General features: G+C 72.3%; 13 protein-coding genes. 9 read left to right on the forward strand and 4 right to left on the reverse strand.

The window, feature by feature from the left end:
• Positions 1 to 162: 162 nt before the first annotated feature.
• The 5 genes from BMY61_RS33070 (at position 163) to BMY61_RS33095 (ending at position 8,378) form a co-directional block, all read left to right on the forward strand.
• Positions 163 to 1,704, forward strand: coding sequence for an APC family permease (locus BMY61_RS33070; protein ID WP_236656101.1), 1,542 nt, complete (start codon positions 163 to 165; stop codon positions 1,702 to 1,704).
• Complete coding sequence (locus BMY61_RS48040) at positions 1,697 to 4,084, forward strand: acetate--CoA ligase family protein (protein WP_052438898.1); 2,388 nt, start codon at positions 1,697 to 1,699, stop codon at positions 4,082 to 4,084. Before BMY61_RS33070 ends, BMY61_RS48040 begins: the two co-directional genes overlap by 8 nt.
• Entirely contained in the window at positions 4,081 to 5,238 is a 1,158-nt protein-coding gene (locus tag BMY61_RS33085) for an acyl-CoA dehydrogenase family protein (protein WP_042450767.1), read from the forward strand. Before BMY61_RS48040 ends, BMY61_RS33085 begins: the two co-directional genes overlap by 4 nt.
• Positions 5,239 to 5,273: 35 nt before the next feature.
• On the forward strand, positions 5,274 to 6,269 hold the full coding sequence (locus BMY61_RS33090) for an NAD(P)H-dependent flavin oxidoreductase (RefSeq protein WP_042450765.1): 996 nt from the start codon (positions 5,274 to 5,276) through the stop codon (positions 6,267 to 6,269).
• A gap of 177 nt (positions 6,270 to 6,446) precedes the next feature.
• Positions 6,447 to 8,378, forward strand: a complete 1,932-nt coding sequence (locus BMY61_RS33095) for an APC family permease (RefSeq protein WP_042450763.1) — start codon at positions 6,447 to 6,449, stop codon at positions 8,376 to 8,378.
• On the opposite strand, the gene BMY61_RS33100 is transcribed toward BMY61_RS33095, so the two are convergent.
• Positions 8,379 to 8,960 (reverse strand): carbonic anhydrase, encoded by a 582-nt coding sequence (locus BMY61_RS33100; protein ID WP_042450761.1) that lies wholly within the window; start codon positions 8,958 to 8,960, stop codon positions 8,379 to 8,381. It lies immediately after the preceding gene.
• Positions 8,961 to 9,056: 96 nt separating this feature from the next.
• Here BMY61_RS33100 and BMY61_RS33105 point away from each other — a divergent pair, with 96 nt between their 5' ends.
• The 3 genes from BMY61_RS33105 to BMY61_RS33115 all read left to right on the forward strand — a co-directional run bounded on the left by BMY61_RS33105 (position 9,057) and on the right by BMY61_RS33115 (position 11,923).
• Positions 9,057 to 9,722 (forward strand): TetR/AcrR family transcriptional regulator, encoded by a 666-nt coding sequence (locus BMY61_RS33105; RefSeq protein WP_042450759.1) that lies wholly within the window; start codon positions 9,057 to 9,059, stop codon positions 9,720 to 9,722.
• 120 nt (positions 9,723 to 9,842) lie between these two features.
• Positions 9,843 to 11,033, forward strand: coding sequence for an agmatine deiminase family protein (locus BMY61_RS33110; RefSeq protein WP_042450757.1), 1,191 nt, complete (start codon positions 9,843 to 9,845; stop codon positions 11,031 to 11,033).
• A complete protein-coding gene (locus tag BMY61_RS33115; protein WP_052438897.1) occupies positions 11,030 to 11,923 on the forward strand; it encodes a DUF4436 family protein in 894 nt (297 codons plus the stop codon). Before BMY61_RS33110 ends, BMY61_RS33115 begins: the two co-directional genes overlap by 4 nt.
• Here the strand turns inward: BMY61_RS33115 and BMY61_RS33120 are convergent.
• Positions 11,862 to 12,644 carry a rhomboid-like protein gene (locus tag BMY61_RS33120; protein WP_052438896.1) on the reverse strand — a complete coding sequence of 261 codons (783 nt, stop codon included), beginning with the start codon at positions 12,642 to 12,644 and terminating at the stop codon, positions 11,862 to 11,864. The two genes, BMY61_RS33115 and BMY61_RS33120, sit on opposite strands and share 62 nt — an antisense overlap.
• Positions 12,645 to 12,816: 172 nt before the next feature.
• On the opposite strand from BMY61_RS33120, the gene BMY61_RS33125 reads away from it, so the two are divergent.
• Positions 12,817 to 15,270 (forward strand): alkaline phosphatase family protein, encoded by a 2,454-nt coding sequence (locus BMY61_RS33125; RefSeq protein ID WP_042450756.1) that lies wholly within the window; start codon positions 12,817 to 12,819, stop codon positions 15,268 to 15,270.
• A gap of 66 nt (positions 15,271 to 15,336) precedes the next feature.
• Here BMY61_RS33125 and BMY61_RS33130 read toward each other — a convergent pair whose 3' ends face one another.
• Positions 15,337 to 16,080, reverse strand: a complete 744-nt coding sequence (locus BMY61_RS33130) for a class I SAM-dependent methyltransferase (RefSeq protein ID WP_042450754.1) — start codon at positions 16,078 to 16,080, stop codon at positions 15,337 to 15,339.
• Positions 16,081 to 16,192: 112 nt separating this feature from the next.
• Entirely contained in the window at positions 16,193 to 16,729 is a 537-nt protein-coding gene (locus tag BMY61_RS33135) for a GNAT family N-acetyltransferase (RefSeq protein ID WP_042450941.1), read from the reverse strand.
• Between the last annotated feature and the right edge of the window lie 99 nt (positions 16,730 to 16,828).

Below are 16,828 nucleotides of genomic sequence, written 5' to 3' on the forward strand. Positions count from 1 at the left end.
TTTGACAGTCAAGAGTACTGGAATATTGCGATCCGTGTCTTGACAGTGCTCCGGGCGGCCATCAGGCTGACTCACCAATCGGTCGTTGCGTTCGTCAAGAGTGCCTTTGTTTCCTTCCAGTCGGGAGCGGCAATGCCAAGAGAATCGCAAGACAGCCCGGGTGTGGGTGAGCCCTCGGACAAAGGCCTGCGCTCCGGCGCGCTGGGGATGGCCACCAGCCTGATCCTGGCGGTGGCGTCCGCGGCGCCCGCCTACAGCCTCACCGCGACGCTGGCGTTCATCGTCGGCTACGTCGGCGTCCAGGCCCCGGCCGTCGTCGTGGTCGCCTTCGTCCCGATCCTGTTCGTCTCCTTCGGCTACGCCGCGCTCAACCGACGCGACCCGGACTGCGGCACGATCTTCACCTGGGCCTCGCGGGTGCTGAACCCGAACCTCGGCTTCCTGGGCGGCTGGGCGATCATCGCCTCCTTCGTCCTGGTGATCGGCAGCCTCGCGCAGGTCGCCGGGCAGTACGTGTTCCTCCTGGTCGGCGCCAAGGGGATCGGCTCCACGCCGGCGGACCCGCGGGTGCTGCTGGCCGGCCTCGGCTGGCTGCTGCTGATGACGCTCGTCTGCTACCGCGGCATCGAGATCGCGGCGGCCGTCCAACGCGCGCTGCTGTTCCTCGAGTTCGCCATGCTGCTGGCGCTGTCGGTCGTCGCGCTGGTCCGGGTGTACGCCGGCAGCGCGCCCACCGGCATGCACCGTCCGCAACTGTCCTGGCTCGACCCGTTCCACGGCGTCTCCATGGGTGCGTTCGTGAGCGGACTGGTGCTCATGCTGTTCATCTACTGGGGCTGGGAGACCGCACTCACCGTCAACGAGGAGACCGCCGACCGGCGCCGTGTCCCCGGGCGCGCCGCCACCTGGTCGACCGTCCTGCTGGTGGCGCTCTACCTCGTCGCCACCTACGCGGCGATCTCCTTCGCCGGCATCGGCGACACGGGTATCGGGCTGAACAACCCCGACAACTCCGGAGACGTGCTCTACCCCCTGGGCACCGCCGTCTTCGGCGCCGGTGGCCTCGGCTCGGTGCTGTGGCACCTGCTGATCCTCATGGTCCTCACCTCGGCGGCCGCCTCCACCGAGACGACCGTGCTCACGCTGAGCCGCACCATGCTGTCGATGGGCGACCAGGGCGCCCTGCCCCGCGCGCTGGCCCGGGTGCACCCACGCTTCCGGATCCCGCACGTCGGCACGGTCGCGGTGGGCGTCGTCGGAGCGGTCGTCTACACCGTGATGAACTTCCTCGGCCACGGCCTCGCCATCGGCGACGCGGTCTCCTCCTGCGGCGTCATGATCGCCTTCTACTACGGTCTCACCGGCGTCACCTCCGCCTGGGCCCACCGTGACGGTTGGCGCACCGGCGCGGCCGACCTCTGGCTGCGGCTGGTCTGCCCCCTGATCGGCGGGGCCGTCCTGCTCGCCGCCGGCGCCTGGAGCCTGGTCCACGCCTGGGACCCCGCCAACAGCTACACCAGTTGGACGTTGCCGTTCACCTCCGGCACCCGGGTCGGCGGCACCTTCGTCATCGGCACCGGAACCGTCCTGCTGGGCGTGGTCGTCCTGCTGGTCTGCCGCCGCGTCTACCCCGACTTCTTCCGGCACCGCTCCGTCGCCCAGCAGCCGGAGTTCGTCCACGCGGAGGTGAACCCCCGTGCCTGAGCCGACTCGTGCCGAGCGGCTGCCGCGGGCCTTCGTGGACCCGGCCTCCGTCGCGGTCGTGGGCGCCAGTGACGACCGGGCCAAGTGGGGTTACTGGCTCGCCCGCGGCGCTCTCGCGGGTGCCGGACGACGGGAGGTGTGGCTCGTGAACCGCCGTGCCAGCACCATCCTCGGCCGAGTGAGCCACCAGGACGTGACCGAACTGCCGGGCACTCCCGAGCTCGTCGTGCTCTGCGTCCCGGCCGCCCAGCTGCGTCCCGTCGTCGAGGCCGCCCTCGCCAAGGGCTGCCGGGCGTTCCTGGCGATCACCGCCGGGCTGGGGCCCGAGCACGACGACCTCGTCGCGCTGCTGCGCCGCTCCGGCGCCCGGATGATCGGCCCGAACAGCCTGGGCCTCTTCCGTGCCGCCACCGAACTCCAGCTCGCCTGGGGCGAGTTCACGGCCGGACGGCTGGCCGTCGTCTCGCAGAGCGGCCAGCTCGGCTCGGAGATCGCGAGCCTCGCCGCGCGGGTGGGGCTGGGCGTCTCCTGCTTCTACTCCGTCGGCAACCAGCTCGACGTGGCCGCCGTCGACATCCTCGAGTCCCTCGTGGACGACGCGGACACCACGACCGTGGCGCTCTACCTGGAGAGCTTCGCGGGCGGCGGACGGATCGTCGCCGCACTGCGGGCGCTGCGGCGTGCCGGCAAGCACGTGCTGGTCCTGACCACCGGCGCGAGCGACGGCAGCCGCCGGCTCGCCCGCTCCCACACCGGATCGATGACCTCGGCGCTCGACGTCGTGGACGCGGCGTGCCGCGCGGCGGGTGCCCTGCGGGTCGCCACCCCGGCGGAACTCGTCGATGTGGCCCGCCTGCTGGACGTGGACGCCATGCCCGGCGGGCGCCGGGTCGCGGTCGTCAGCGACAGCGGCGGGCAGGGCGCGATCGCCGCGGACGTCGCCGCGGCGCAGGGGCTCGTCACGCCCGTCTTCAGCGAGGCCCTGCAGGCCCGCCTGCGGGATCAGCTGCCCGCCTCGGCGGCGGTCGCCAACCCGGTGGACCTCGCCGGCGCGGGGGAGGCGGACCTCCAGGTCTACGCACGGCTCGTGGAGCTCGTCGCGGCCTCGGGCGAGGTCGACGCGGTGCTGCTCTCGGGCTACCTCGGCTGCTACGGCGAGGACTCGCCGAGCCTGCAGGACGCGGAGCTGGCCGTCGTCGACCGGTTGGGCTCGCGCGGGCCGGTGCCGCTGGTCGTGCACAGCATGAGCGCGGGCTCCGCCGCGGTCGCGCGGATGGGGGAGCACGGCATCCCGGCCTTCCCGGCCGTCGACGCCGCCCTGTCCGCCCTTGGCCGCGCAACGGCCTTCGGCCGGGCTTCCGGCGTCGACCCGACCGCTGCGGGCGGCCCCGCCACCCTCCTTGCCCACACGGCCGAGCACGCCCCGATCGCGGCCCCCGGCTCGGCCGCCCCCTCAGACGGCCCCGCATCCGCCCTCGGGGGGACCGCTGCCCTGAGCCCCGCCGACGGGCGCGACCGCGCCGTCGGGCTCGGCTCGGCAGTGGCCGTTGGCTCAGCCGTTGAGGGCGGTCCGGCCGACCCCGGCCGTGGATCCACCTTCGCCGGGACCGCTGTCCCGAGCACTGCCGTCGGGCTCGGCGTGGCCGCAGGGTTCGGATGCGGGTCCGCCGTGGATCCTGCGGCGCCGCCGTGTGCCGCGGAGGTGCCGGGGTCCGGGTACTGGGCGGCGCGGGAGTTTCTGGCCGCCCACGGCGTCGCGGTGCCCGACGCCCGGCGGGTCAGCGATGACGCCGAGGTCGCGAAGGCCTGCACGGAGCTGCGGTCGCCGTTCGTGCTCAAGGCCGCCTGGATCGAGCACAAGAGCGAACTCGGCGCCGTCCGGACCGGGTTGACTCCCGACACCGCCGTGGCCGCGTTCCGCGGGATGTTCGCACGGCTCGGACCGGGTGCGTACGTGCTGGAGGAGCAGGACACGCGAGGCGGTGTGGTCGAGATGCTGATCGGCGGCCGTCGCGACCGCGACTTCGGTCCCACCGTCGCCGTCGGGTTCGGTGGCGTCCAGGCGGAGCTGTGGCGGGACGTCGCGCTCGAACTGGCCCCCGTCGACCGGGCCACGGCGGCCCGGATGCTCGCCCGCCTGCGCTCGCACGCCCTGCTCGACGGCTGGCGCGGGCAGCCGGCCGTCGACGTCGACGCCCTGACGAACGCGATCGTCGCGGTGTCCGAGGCCATCGCCCGCACCGACGAGATCGACGAGATCGAGATCAACCCGATCCGGGTCGCCCCCGAGGGCGCCCTGGCGGTCGACGCGCTGGTGCTCTCCCGAGGCGCCACCACCACAACCATCAACCTCCACGACGAGGCAGGAGCACCCGCATGACCAGCACCTCCACCGAACCCTGGCCCCTGAGCGACGAGCAACGCGCGATCGTCGAGCTGTGCCGGACCTTCGCCGCCAACGAGATCCGGCCCCGCGGCCGCGAGGTCGACGAGGCGGACGTCGAGTCGCCGCTCGACGTCTTCCAGGCCGCGGCGAAGGTCGGCATCACCGACTTCATGCTGCCGGAGGAGTACGGCGGCGGCGGATTCACCGACCTGGTCACCCAGTGCCTGGTCCAGGAGCAGCTGTGCTGGGGCGATCCGGGGATCGGCAACTTCGTCTGCTCCAACGGCTTCTTCGCCGACCCGCTGCTCGAACTGGGCACCGAGCGGCAGAAGGAGGAGTGGCTGCGTCCCCTCGCCGGGCCGAACCCGCTCTACACCGCGCTGGCCACCACCGAGCCGGGCTCGGGCTCCGACGCCGCCTCCATCGTCACCGCGGCGACGCGCATCGACGGCGGCTACCTGCTCAGCGGCCAGAAGGCGTGGATCTCCAACGCCGGCCTCGCCGACCAGTACGTGGTGTTCGCCAAGACCGACCCCGCCAAGCGGTCCTCCGGCGTCTCGGCGTTCCTGCTGCGCAAGGGCGCCGAGGGCATGCGGTTCGGCGAGCCGATGCGGAAGATGGGTCAGCGCGCCATCGTCTGCCGCGAGATCTACTTCGACGAGGTCTTCGTCCCCGAGGCCGATCGGCTCGGCGCGGAGGGGCGGGGCTTCCTCGGGCTGATGAAGACCTTCGACGTCTCCCGCATCGTCCTCGCCGCGGCGGCGACCGGGGCCGCCCGCGCGGCCTACGAGTACGCGCTCCGGTACGCCCGGGAGCGCAGCCAGTTCGGCAAGCCGATCATCGAGCACCAGGCCGTGGCCTTCCGCCTGGCCGACATGGCGACCCGGATCGAGTCGGCCTGGCTGCTCACCCTGCACGCGGCGCGGCAGTTCGACGCCGGCGCCGACACCACCAAGCTCGCCGCGATGGCCAAGCTGCAGGCCTCCGAGACCGCCATGGCGGTCACCTGGGGCGCGGTGCAGACGCTCGGTGGCTGGGGTTACTCGCGCGAGTACCCGGTCGAGCAATGGATGCGTGACGCCAAGCTGGAGGAGATCGAGGAGGGCACCTCGGACATCATGCGCCTGATCATCTCGCGCCGCCTGTGACCCGTCCGATTCCCCGACCTGGCAGCAGGAGTGACATGAGTTTCGACAACGAGTTCACCCGGATGTTCGGGGTCGAGCACCCCCTCGTCTGCGGGGGCATGCTGGCGGTGGGCACCGCCGAGCTGATCTCCGCCGTGGCCGAGGCCGGCGCGTTGGGATTCCTCAGCGCGTTGACCCAACCCACCCCGGAGGCACTGGCCAAGGAGATCGCACGCTGCCGCGAGCTGACCGACCGGCCCTTCGGCGTGAACCTCACCATCCTGCCGACCATCGAGCCGGTGCCCTACGAGGAGTACCGGGCGGTGATCGTCGACTCCGGTGTGGGGGTCGTGGAGACGGCGGGCAGCAACCCGGCCCCGCACCTCGCGGCCTTCAAGGCCGCCGGGGTGAAGGTGATCCACAAGGCCGTCTCCGTCCGGCACGCGCTCAAGGCCGAGGCGCTCGGCGTCGACGCCGTCAGCATCGACGGCTTCGAGTGCGCCGGCCACCCCGGGGGCGACGACGTGCCCGGCCTGGTCCTGATCCCGGCCGCGACAAGGCGGCTGAGGATCCCGGTCATCGCCTCCGGCGGCTTCGCCACCGGCAGCGGCCTCGTCGCGGCGCTGGCGCTGGGCGCCTGCGCCGTCAACATGGGCACCCGGTTCGAGGCGACGCTGGAGGCGCCGATCCACCCCAACGTGAAGGCCCGGATCGTCGCCAACGACGAGCGCGACACCCGCATCGTCTTCCGCGAGTTCGGCAACACCGCACGGGTGGCACGCAACGCGGTCTCGGAGGAGATCGCGCGTCTCGGCGCCCGGCCCGGTGCCACCTTCGCCGACGTCGCCGCGCTCGCCTCGGGCCGGCGCGGCCGCCAACGCGTGCTGCGCGACGGCGAGGTGGAGGACGGCATGTGGTGGGCGGGCCAGGCCCAGGGCCTGATCGACAGCGTCGAGAGCTGCGCCACGGTGGTCGACACCATCGTCCGTGAGGCCGAGTCCGTCATCCGTGGGCGGCTTCCGCAGCAGCTCGCACGGCACGGGGTCGGGTGAGCTCTTAACGCGTCCTTAACGCCTCCCTGACGCCGGAACGGATCCGCGCGGTCCGGGCGGGACGCTAAGGTCGGCGAGGCCGATCATCGAATGATCGTTTTGTCGACAAACCCTCTGGGAGTCCTGGTGTCCGCGTCCCCCCGATCGGGCACCGCGCCCGCACGTCCCGAACGACTGATGAGCTGGCTGCTCGAGGACATCGAGCAGGCCACGCAGTCCGGCTCCGGGTCGAGGTCGGCGCCTGCGCCGGCCGAGAGCCACGAGCAGCACGACAAACAGGTCTGGTGGAAGGTCATGTGCCTGACCGGCCTGGACTACTTCTCCACGCTCGGCTACCAGCCGGGCATCGCCGCCCTCGCGGCCGGGCTGCTGTCGCCGCTGGCGACGGTCGTGCTGGTGGTCGTGACGCTGCTCGGCGCCCTGCCCGTCTACCGGCGGGTCGCCGAGGAGAGCCCGCGCGGGGCGGGGTCCATCGCGATGCTCGAGAAGCTGATGCCGTCCTGGCGGGGCAAGCTGTTCGTCCTCGCCCTGCTGGGCTTCGCCGCCACCGACTTCCTGATCACGATCACCCTCTCGGCCGCCGACGGCGCCGCGCACCTGGTCGAGAACCCGGGGCTGAGCGGGTTCCTGCACGGTCACCAGATGCTGATCACCCTGATCCTGGTCGCGATGCTGGGTGGGGTCTTCCTCAAGGGCTTCACCGAGGCGATCGGCCTCGCGGTCTGGCTGGTCGGCGCCTACCTGCTGCTGAACGTCGTGGTGGTCTGCGTCGGGCTGTGGAAGCTGCTCCAGGCCCCGCACCTGACGGTCCACTGGGCCGACGCGCTGACCCTCCAGCACGGCAACCCCGCCGTCATGGTGGGCCTCGCGCTGCTCAGCTTCCCGAAGCTCGCGCTGGGCCTGTCCGGCTTCGAGACCGGCGTCGCGGTCATGCCGCACATCAAGGGAGACCCGACCGACGTCGAGGCCAAGCCCGCCGGGACGATCCGCGGCACCAAGAAGCTGCTCACCACCGCGGCCGTGATCATGAGCGTGTTCCTGATCACCACCAGCTTCATCACCACCGTGCTGATCCCGCAGTCCGCGTTCCAGGACGGCGGGCCGGCCAACGGTCGCGCGCTGGCGTACCTCGCGCACCTCTACCTCGGCCCGGTCTTCGGCACCTGCTACGACTTCTCCACCATCGCGATCCTCTGGTTCGCCGGTGCCTCGGCCATGGCCGGCCTGCTCAACCTGATGCCCAAGTACCTGCCGCGCTACGGCATGGCGCCGCACTGGGCGCGGGCGATGCGGCCGATGGTCATCGTCTTCATCGTCATCGCGTTCGTCGTCACCTGGCTCTTCGACGCCAACGTCGACGCCCAGAGCGGCGCCTACGCCACCGGGGTGCTGGTGCTGATCAGCTCCGCGGCCGTGGCCGTGACCATCGCCGCCTGGCGGGCGCGGCAGCGCAACCGGGCCTGGCTGTTCGGGGTCATCGCCGCGATCTTCTTCTACACCACCGTCGCCAACGTCATCGAGCGCCCGGACGGCGTGAAGATCGGTGCCTGCTTCATCGCCGGGATCATCCTGGTCTCCATGCTCTCCCGCCTGGTCCGCGCCTTCGAGCTGCGGGTCACCGACGTGGTGCTGGACGACCTCGCGGCCGGGTTCGTCCGCGATCTGGCCCGCCGCCGCGTGCAGTTCATCGCGGTCAAGCCCGAGCACGACAGCGCCGCCGTCTACCGGGACAAGCTGGAGCAGATCCGCGACGACCACGGCCGCCCGGACGGCGAGGACTTCGTCTTCGTCGAGGTCAGCGTCGGCGACCCGTCCGACTTCGAGACCGAGCTCAACATCCGCGGCGAGATCCGCCACGGCCGCTACCGGGTGCTGACGCTGCAGAGCTCGACCATCGCCAACGCGCTCGCCGCGTTCCTGCTGGACGTCCGCGACCGCACCGACGGCAGGCGGCCGCACATCTACTTCGACTGGACCGAGGGCAACCCGATCTCGCAGCTGCTGCGCTTCCTCTTCCTCGGTCAGGGCGAGGTCGCGCCGCTCACCCGCGAGGTCCTGCGCGAGGCCGAGCCGAACCGCGCCACGCGCCCGAAGGTCCACGTGGGCTGATCACCGGAGCGGCGCCGGGTGGCGCGCGGCCACGACGGTGGTGACGCGGCCCGAGTCGACGTCGTAGACATGGCCGGAGACGCTGACGTCGGGGGAGAGCAGTGGCGCGGCCAGCAGCCGGGTGACGTCGGTGCGGACCGTGACGTGGGGGTCGGCCACCTCCGAGGCCGCGAGGGCGGCCTCGGAGAGCCCGGTGGCCTGCGCCGCCTCGCTGCGGAAGGCGGGGTCGGCGAGAAAGCCGGTGCCGCACTGGGTGTGGTGGACGACGGCGACCTCGAACAGCGGACCGGTCAGGCCGAAGACCCGGCGGGCCAGGAAGGCCAGGTAGGCGAGGTCCTCGATCACGGACGCGGTGACGCGACCGCCGGCGTTGCGGATGACGGGGGCGTCGCCGAGTTCGAGGCCGAGGACGGTGGCCGGGTCGACGCGGTGGTCGAGGCAGGTGAGCACGATCAGCTGCGCGGCGGGCGGCGCGAGCGGGATCGGCGTGTAGGTGCGGGCGAAGACGTCGTTGCGGGCGAGCAGCGGGGCCATCCGGGTTCCGGCGGCCGGGGCGGGCTCGGTGGTTTCGGGCTGGGTCATGGCACGGACCTGTTCCGGTTCGTTCGAGCACTTTGTGGACACTGTCCACGTTAGCTCGGGAAGTGGACAGCGTCCACGTACCGGTATCCTGCTGTCGTGGCAGCCCGAACAGGAGCAAGCGGGTCAGGAGCAGACGAGCCGCCCACCAGCACCGGGCGGCGCCCGCGTGGCGCGGTCCGCGCCGGGCTGGTCGCCGCCGGGGTCGAGTTGGCGCGGGCCGGCGGCCCGGACGCGGTGGTGCTGCGGGAGGCGACCCGCAGCGTCGGCGTCGTCCCGAACGCCGCCTACCGGCACTTCCACGACCGCGACTCCCTCCTCGCCGCCGTCTGCGCCGCGGCGATGGCGGAGCTCGGCGACCGGATGGCCGCGGCCGTGGCCCGAGTCCCGGGCGAGCCCGCCGATCCGACGGCGGCGCGGCTGCGTCTCGGCGCGATCGGCACCGCGTATCTCGCCTTCGCCCGCGAGGAGCCGGGCCTGTTCGCCACCGCCTTCGCGGTGCCGCAGCAGCATGCGTACGTGGTGCCCGCCGATGCCGCCGAGGACCGCAGCCCCCTCGGTCAGCTGCGGGCCGCGCTGGACGCACTCGTCGCCGCCGGGGCGCTCGACCCGCGCCGCCGTCCGGGCATCGAGTTCCCGATCTGGTCCGCCGTCCACGGCCTGGCCGTTCTCACCGGACCGGGCCCGCTGCGCGACGTCGGCGCCACCGAGCAGGCGCGCCTGCGTGAGCTGACACTCGCCTTCATCGGTGACGGCCTCGCTTAGCGGCCGTGCCGTCCCGTGTGCTGGGCGTGCCGTAGCCCGGTCCGGTCGTCGGGCGGGTCGCTCGCCCGTCCGGCGCACAAGCGGTGACGCTGCTTCCGGTTCTCCGAAGATACTGGTGCCATGCACCAGCCCGGCATGACGCGGCGCGCCCTCCTGCAGACCGGACTCGGGCTGGCCCTGGGCACGGCCCTGGCGGGCTGCAGCTCCGGGGCCGGCTCGGATGCCGCGCTCTCCGACACCGGCGGCACCGGTGCGCCCGCCGCGAGCCCCACCCCGTCCGGTTGGGCGATGCCCGCGGAGTGGCTGGAGCACGAGCGCACGTTCATGGCGTGGCCGGCCCTGACGGAGGTGTGGGGCGACCAGCTCACCGCCGTCCGCGCCGACATCGCCGGCCTCGCCCAGGCCATCGCCCGGTACGAGCCGGTCGTGCTGATGGCCCGCGCGGACCAGGCCGACCAGGCGCAGCAGCAGGTGGGCAACGACGTCGAGGTGCTCGCGCTCGAGGTCGACGACCTCTGGGCCCGCGACACCGGGCCCACCTTCGTCACCGGGCCCGGTGGCCTCGCGGGGGTCGAGCTGAACTTCAACGGATGGGGCGACAAACAGACCCACGCCAACGACGCCCACGTCGCCGCCAACCTGCTCGCCCACTACGGCGTCCGGCGGATCCAGGCGCCGATCACCGGGGAGGGCGGCGCCATCGAGACCGACGGCGACGGCACGCTGATGGCGACCGAGAGCTCCCTGGTCAACGACAACCGCAACCCCGGACGCAGCCGCGACGAGATCGAGGCCGACCTGAAGACCCTGTTCGGGGTGGAGAAGGTCATCTGGTTCAAGGGCGTCGCCGGACAGGACATCACCGACTGCCATGTCGACGCACTCGCGCGGTTCGTCGGACCCGGCGTCGTCGCCCTGCAGCGGCCCGGTCCGAACACCCCGCCCGACATCTGGTCCACCGCCTCCGACCAGGCGCTCACCGTCCTGAACGCGGCCACCGACGCGCACGGCCGCCCCTTGCGCGTGGTCCCGATCACCGATCCGGACCTCGACCTGATCCAGGGCACCGGCAAGGACTTCCTCGCCACCTACCTCAACTTCTACGTCTGCAACGGAGCGGTGATCGTGCCGCGCTTCGGCGACCAGCAGGCCGACGACAAGGCCGCCGCCACCCTGCGCGACCTCCACCCGGGCCGCGACGTCGTGCAGGTGTCGATCAACGCCATCGCCTCGGGGGGCGGCGGCATCCACTGCTCCACCCAGCAGCAGCCCAAACTCGGCGCCACCACGCCCACGCCGGAGGCCTCGTGACGAGGCCGGGCTCCACCCGGCTCGGCCGGGCCCGCCGCCGCGTCCCGGGCTGGCTCCTGGTCACCTGCCTCGTGCTCGCGCTGTGCGGCGCCGGTGTCGGGCTCTACCTCAACGAGCGCAACAGCCGTCAGCAGGTCGTCGTCGTCGGCAACCCCACGGCCGAGGACTGGATCGAACTCGACGTCACCGCCCAAGGGGTGGACACCTCGGCGCTGGAGGTCTCGCTCTCCGTCGACGCGATCCCGCACGGCAGTCTGGCCGAGGGGCCCGACTCGTACGTCTTCACGCGGGAGGTGGAGATCACCTCCGTCGGGCTGACCGCCTCCACCTTCCGCACCACGGCCGGCGACGTGGCACCGCTCCAGGTCGTCACGGCCGGCCTGAACAGCGGGACCCCGACGGACTACCCGTTCGACCACTACTCCATCTCCGCCGGCTGGGCCGCCACCGATCACGGGAAGACCGTTCCGCTGTCCATCACCTACAGCGACTCCGACCCGTTCTTCGTCGTGCGGCCGACCAAGTCCGCGACCGGCGGCTCCGTCGCCCGGCTGGAGGCGCGGGCCGGTCGCTCGCGGGCGACGTTCATCCTGGCGTGGTTCATGATGGCCGCGATGTGGGCCCTGGCCCTCGCCGTCCTCGGCGGGGCCGAGGTGCTGGCACGCAAACGCCAGGGTTTCGTCTGGCCGGCGCTGGGGTGGATGGCCGCGACCCTCTTCGCCCTCGTCGGCCTGCGCAACGCCGCGCCCGGCAGCCCGCCGATCGGGTCGCTGATGGACTACGTGGCGTTCTTCTGGGCGGAGGGCATCATCGCGGCGAGCCTGGCGGTCACGGTCGCACTCGCGGTGCGCAACGAGCGCCGCGACCGCGCGGAAGCGTCGACGACATGAGCAGCCCGAGCGCGAACCCGATGGCAGCCGCCGTGAGGTGACCGATCGTCGTGAAGTCCGGCAGCCGCATCGTCCACGCGACGCCGGCGAGCGGCCAGGCCAGGACGGCGACGGCCCAGAGGACCCGCGCGGCCCGCCCGCGCACGAGGGTGAAGGTCGCGCAGGCGAGGACCGCCTCCGCCCCGTAGCTGATGCCGACGTCGTGGGCGGCGCGCAGGCTCGCCGGATACCACCCGTGGGCGATGGCCAGCGCGATGACGGGTGCGACCAGCAGCGTCGCCCCGATGTGCCCGGCGGCCAGCACACCGCAGGCGCGGGCCGTGCCGTAGCGGCGCTCCAGAGCGGCGAGGACGACCGTGATCCCGGCGACGAGGGTGATCAGCGTGCCGCCGAAGGCGAGGGTGAACGGGTGGCCGAGCGGGCTGTCGACAACCAGACCGCTGCCGAGCAGGGCCAGGAGCGGATGGTCCTCCAGGTTGTCCAGGTTGGTGCTCAGGTACTGCTCGGCGCTCGCGGCGGCACGGGCGGTGAGCACGTGGTCGAGGACGAGGTGGACGCCGACCAGGACAAGGAGGTACGCCGTGGTGGCGGGGCTTGCGCCGACGCGGGCCCAGGCCCTTTGACGGACGCTCATGCCGGCGTGGGGGCGCTGTTCCACCGGTCCGGGGCGGGTGCGGCTGCGGGGGCGCGTGCGGTCGCCGGGAGCCTCGGGCTGGATCATCGGGCTCGACTGTAGCGGGCGGTGGAGCGGAGGGCGGCGTTCGCCTGCCCGACGCCGACTGTGCATCTTCGGGACCGGCTCAGTCCCTACAGGGCCACGACAATCGTGTCCCGGTGATTGGGCTAGCCCAATGACCGGACCGTCGTCCCCCTCCGTCAGAAGGACGCCCGCGATGAGACGATCCGCTCTCCCGCCGCGCACCGCCCGCCCCCTCCCCAGGCTTGCCGCCGCCGCCACGCTGACCGCGCTCGTCGCGGCCGTCGCGCCCGTCGCGCTCGGCTCGGCGCAGACCGCCTCGGCCGCCACCCAGAGCGCGAACCTGCTGCTCAACGGCAATGCCGAGACCTCGCAGTGCAGCCCGGGCGGATGGGAGGAGACCACCGTCCCCGGCTGGAACATCACCTCCGGCGACCCGGTGATCAACTGCTACGGCGTGCCCACCGGCGCCTCCACCAGCACGCCCGGCTCGCCCACCAAGGGCACCGCATACTTCCAGGGCGGCTCCCGCGGCTCCTCCGAGATGACACAGGTCACCGACGTCTCCTCGGCGGCCACCGCGATCGACGCGGGCGGCGTGCACGCGACCGTCTCCGGCTGGCTCGGCGGCGTCGGCTCCTACAACGACGCAGCCGCCGTCACCATCACCTACCGCAACGCCTCCGGAACCTCGCTCGGCACCTCCACGATCGGCCCGGCGCTCGCCACCGACCGCGGCAACACCACCGAGTTCGTCCAGCGCAGCACCACCGGCGCGGTCCCGGCGGGCACCCGCTCGATCCTCACCACGGTCGACTTCACCATGACCGGCACGCAGAACGACGGCATGGCCGACGACCTGTCGCTGACGCTGGACACCCCGATCACCGCCCCGACGCTCACCGTCCCGGCCTCCAGCGTGCCCGGGTACGACCACGTGTTCTTCGTGATGATGGAGAACAACAACTACTCCGCCTCCTCCAACACCAAGGACGGCGGCGCCGGCGTCATCGGCAACTCCAGCGCGCCCTACATCAACAACACCCTGGTGCCGATGGGGTCGCTGCTGACCAACTACCACGCCAACACGCACAACTCGGACCCGAACTACGAGGCCATCGCGTTCGGCAACTCCTACGGCCGCAGCGCCAACGCGGTCGGCGGCAACAACTCCAACTGCATCACCAGCACCTCCTGCACCGCGACCAACAACGGTCTGGGCGACAACCTGGACGCGGCCGGCAAGAGCTGGAAGGAGTACATCCAGACGCAGACCAGCAACTGCCAGACCACCAGCAGTGGCCAGTACGAGAACGACGACGCGCCGTTCTACTACGCCGCGAAGATGAAGAACGACAACGCCTACTGCCAGGCCCACTGGCAGCCGCTGCCGCGGCTGCTCAACACCGACCTCGCCTCGGCGGCCACCACCCCCGCCTTCGTCTGGGCCGACGCCGACTCCTGCAACGACATGGAGGACTGCGGCATCGCCGCCGGTGACACCTGGCTCTCGCAGACGCTGCCGACGATCTTCAACTCCCCGGCGTGGACGCAGCAGAAGTCGCTGCTGATCGTCAGCTGGGACGAGGACGGCGCCAACTCGCCCGGCGGCTTCGGCCCCGGGCAGACCAACCAGGTCGCGACCATCGTCGTCGGCTCGCAGGGCACCGTGAAGGCCGGCTACCAGGACGCCAACCGGTACGACCACTACAGCACCGCCCGCGTCATCGACAGCGCGCTGGGCCTGCCCGCCATGACCAACAACGACAAGTGGGCCACGCCGTACAACGAGGTCTTCACCGGCACCCAGTCGACCGGCAACACCGTGACGGTCACCGACCCCGGCAACCAGACCGCGACCGCCGGCACCGCCGTCTCCTCGCTCCAGCTCGCCGGCAGCGACTCCGCCTCCGGTCAGACCCTCACCTGGTCCGCCACCGGCCTGCCGGCCGGGCTGAGCATCAGCAGCTCCGGCCTGATCTCCGGCACGCCGACGACCGCCGGCACCTCCACCGTGAACGTCACCGCCACCGACGGCACCGGGGCCTCCGGCTCGGCCTCGTTCACCTGGACGGTGGCCTCCTCCGGCACCGCCTACCAGGTGCCGATCGCCAACCCCGGCGCCGAGACCGGCTCCTGCGGCACCGGCGGAGGCGGCTACCCGGCCCAGGGCTGGACCGCCACCTCCAACCTGCCGCAGCAGGTCTGCTACGGCGCCCCCACCTACCCGACCACGGCGCAGGGCCCGCAGGCCCCGGCCACGCCCGGCAACGCGTTCTTCGACGGCGGCCCCTACGCCTCCTCGCAGATGACGCAGACCGTCGACGTGTCCAGCGAGTCGACGCAGATCGCCACCGGCACCCTCCCGTACAACCTGTCGGGTTGGCTCGGCGGCTACAGCACCCAGGGTGACAAGGTCGGCGTCGTCGCCACCTTCCTCGACGCGAGCGGCACCTCGCTGGGCACCGCCACGCTGGCCCCGGTCACCCCGGCGATGCGCGGCAACGCGACGGAGCTGCTGAACGAGCAGGCCACCGGCACCGTCCCGGTCGGCACCGTCTCGGTCAAGTTCACCGCCTCGTTCACCCGCTCCGCGGGCACGGACGACGACGGCTACCTGGACGACCTGGGCATGTCCTTCGGCAGCTGACGTCCTGTCGCTCGCCGGTCCGGACGGACGGCCCTCACCCGCTCCCCGGGTGAGGGCCGTTTCCGCTCACCGCAGGACCAGCAGATCCATCCAGCTGACGGCCGGTTCCGCCGGGTGCTCGGCGGCGGCAGCGCGCAGCCGGGCGAGGCCGCGGGCGTACGCCTCGTCACTCAGGGCGCGGAGCTTCGAGTCCGCGTCACGGCTGAGCCGGTCGGCGAAGACGCCGAGCGTGGACGCCGACTGCTGCGGCAGGCTCCGCAGCGCGGTGCGACGGAAGCCGACGCTCTCGAAGGCCGCAGTGACGCGCTCGACGGTGGGGTAGCCGTCCACGCCCTCGGCGGTCTCGGGGAAGAAGCGGACCCGCAGGTCGTCCTGGCTGCGGCCGGGAAAGGTGTTCCGGACCAGCACGGGGGCGCCCGGCACGAGCACGCGCCGCAACTCCCGTGCCGCCTTGTCCAGGTCGGCCAGGTGGTGCACGACGGAGCCCAGCCAGGCGGCGTCGGCACACGCGTCCGGCAGCGGCAGCGCTTCGGCCCGTCCGTCGACCGGCTCGACCCCGCCCGACACGGGCGCGATGAGCGCGCGCATCGCCGGGGCCGGCTCGACGGCCAGGACCCGCACGCCGAACCAGTCGTGGAACGCCGCCGCGAACGCGCCGGTCCCGGCGCCGACATCCACGACGGTCATGCCGGGGGCCAGGCCGGCCTCCTCGGCGACGGCCTCCCGCCATGCCGTCAGCCCCTCCCGGGGAAGCTCGCGCGAGGCCCGGTAGGCGGCGGCGGACTCGGCGTCGTACGACGTGGCAGCCATGAGGGGCGCGGCCTCCCAGGCCTCGGTGCCGGCCGCCCGGTCGGTCCCGGGGCCGTGCGGATCACGACGGTAGTCAGCGCGACGGGATGTTGTCTAGACCAATCCGACGGCCTCACATGGGCAGGGAGAGCAGTCGCACCGGCCCTGCCGGCCAGTGGTCCCCGTTGTGCAGCGGTGTCACCATGGTCCGCAGCGGCATGGTCGCCAGACGGCCCTCGGGTTGTCCGACGAGGACATCGCCGTCGAGCGGGTGCCAGCCGAGTCGCGCGTAGAGCGGCACGAGGGGCGGGCGGCAGAACAGGAGCGCGTGCCGCGGGCCCATCGTGCGTGCGTGCTCCAGCGCGGCCGTGACGACGAGTCGTGCCAGGCCACGCCCCTGCATGTCCGGCGCGACGGCCACCCCGCCGACGCCGATCACCTCGGTCCTGGCCTCGCCGATCGCCACCGGCAGGCGCAGCAGGCCGGCGTGGGCCACGAGCCGGCCCTCGTGCCGGACGGCGAAGTGCTCGTCCTTCGGCAGCCAGGTCAGGCCGGTGAAGGCGATGCCGAACGGGTCGTCGCCGCTGCCGAGGATCTCTGCCTGATCCGTTTTCGAGTACGCGGCGAGTCGCACCACGACCGGCGCCGGCGAGGACGGGTTCTCGGGGATTCCCACATGATCACTTTAGCGGACCGGCCAGGGCGCGGTGTCGCCCTGATGGACCAGCCGAGGTCATTGTCATCTCAGATCTGAGATAGTGTGACCCGC

It is taken from the genome of Streptacidiphilus jiangxiensis, assembly GCF_900109465.1.
GTDB classification, from domain to species: domain Bacteria; phylum Actinomycetota; class Actinomycetes; order Streptomycetales; family Streptomycetaceae; genus Streptacidiphilus; species Streptacidiphilus jiangxiensis.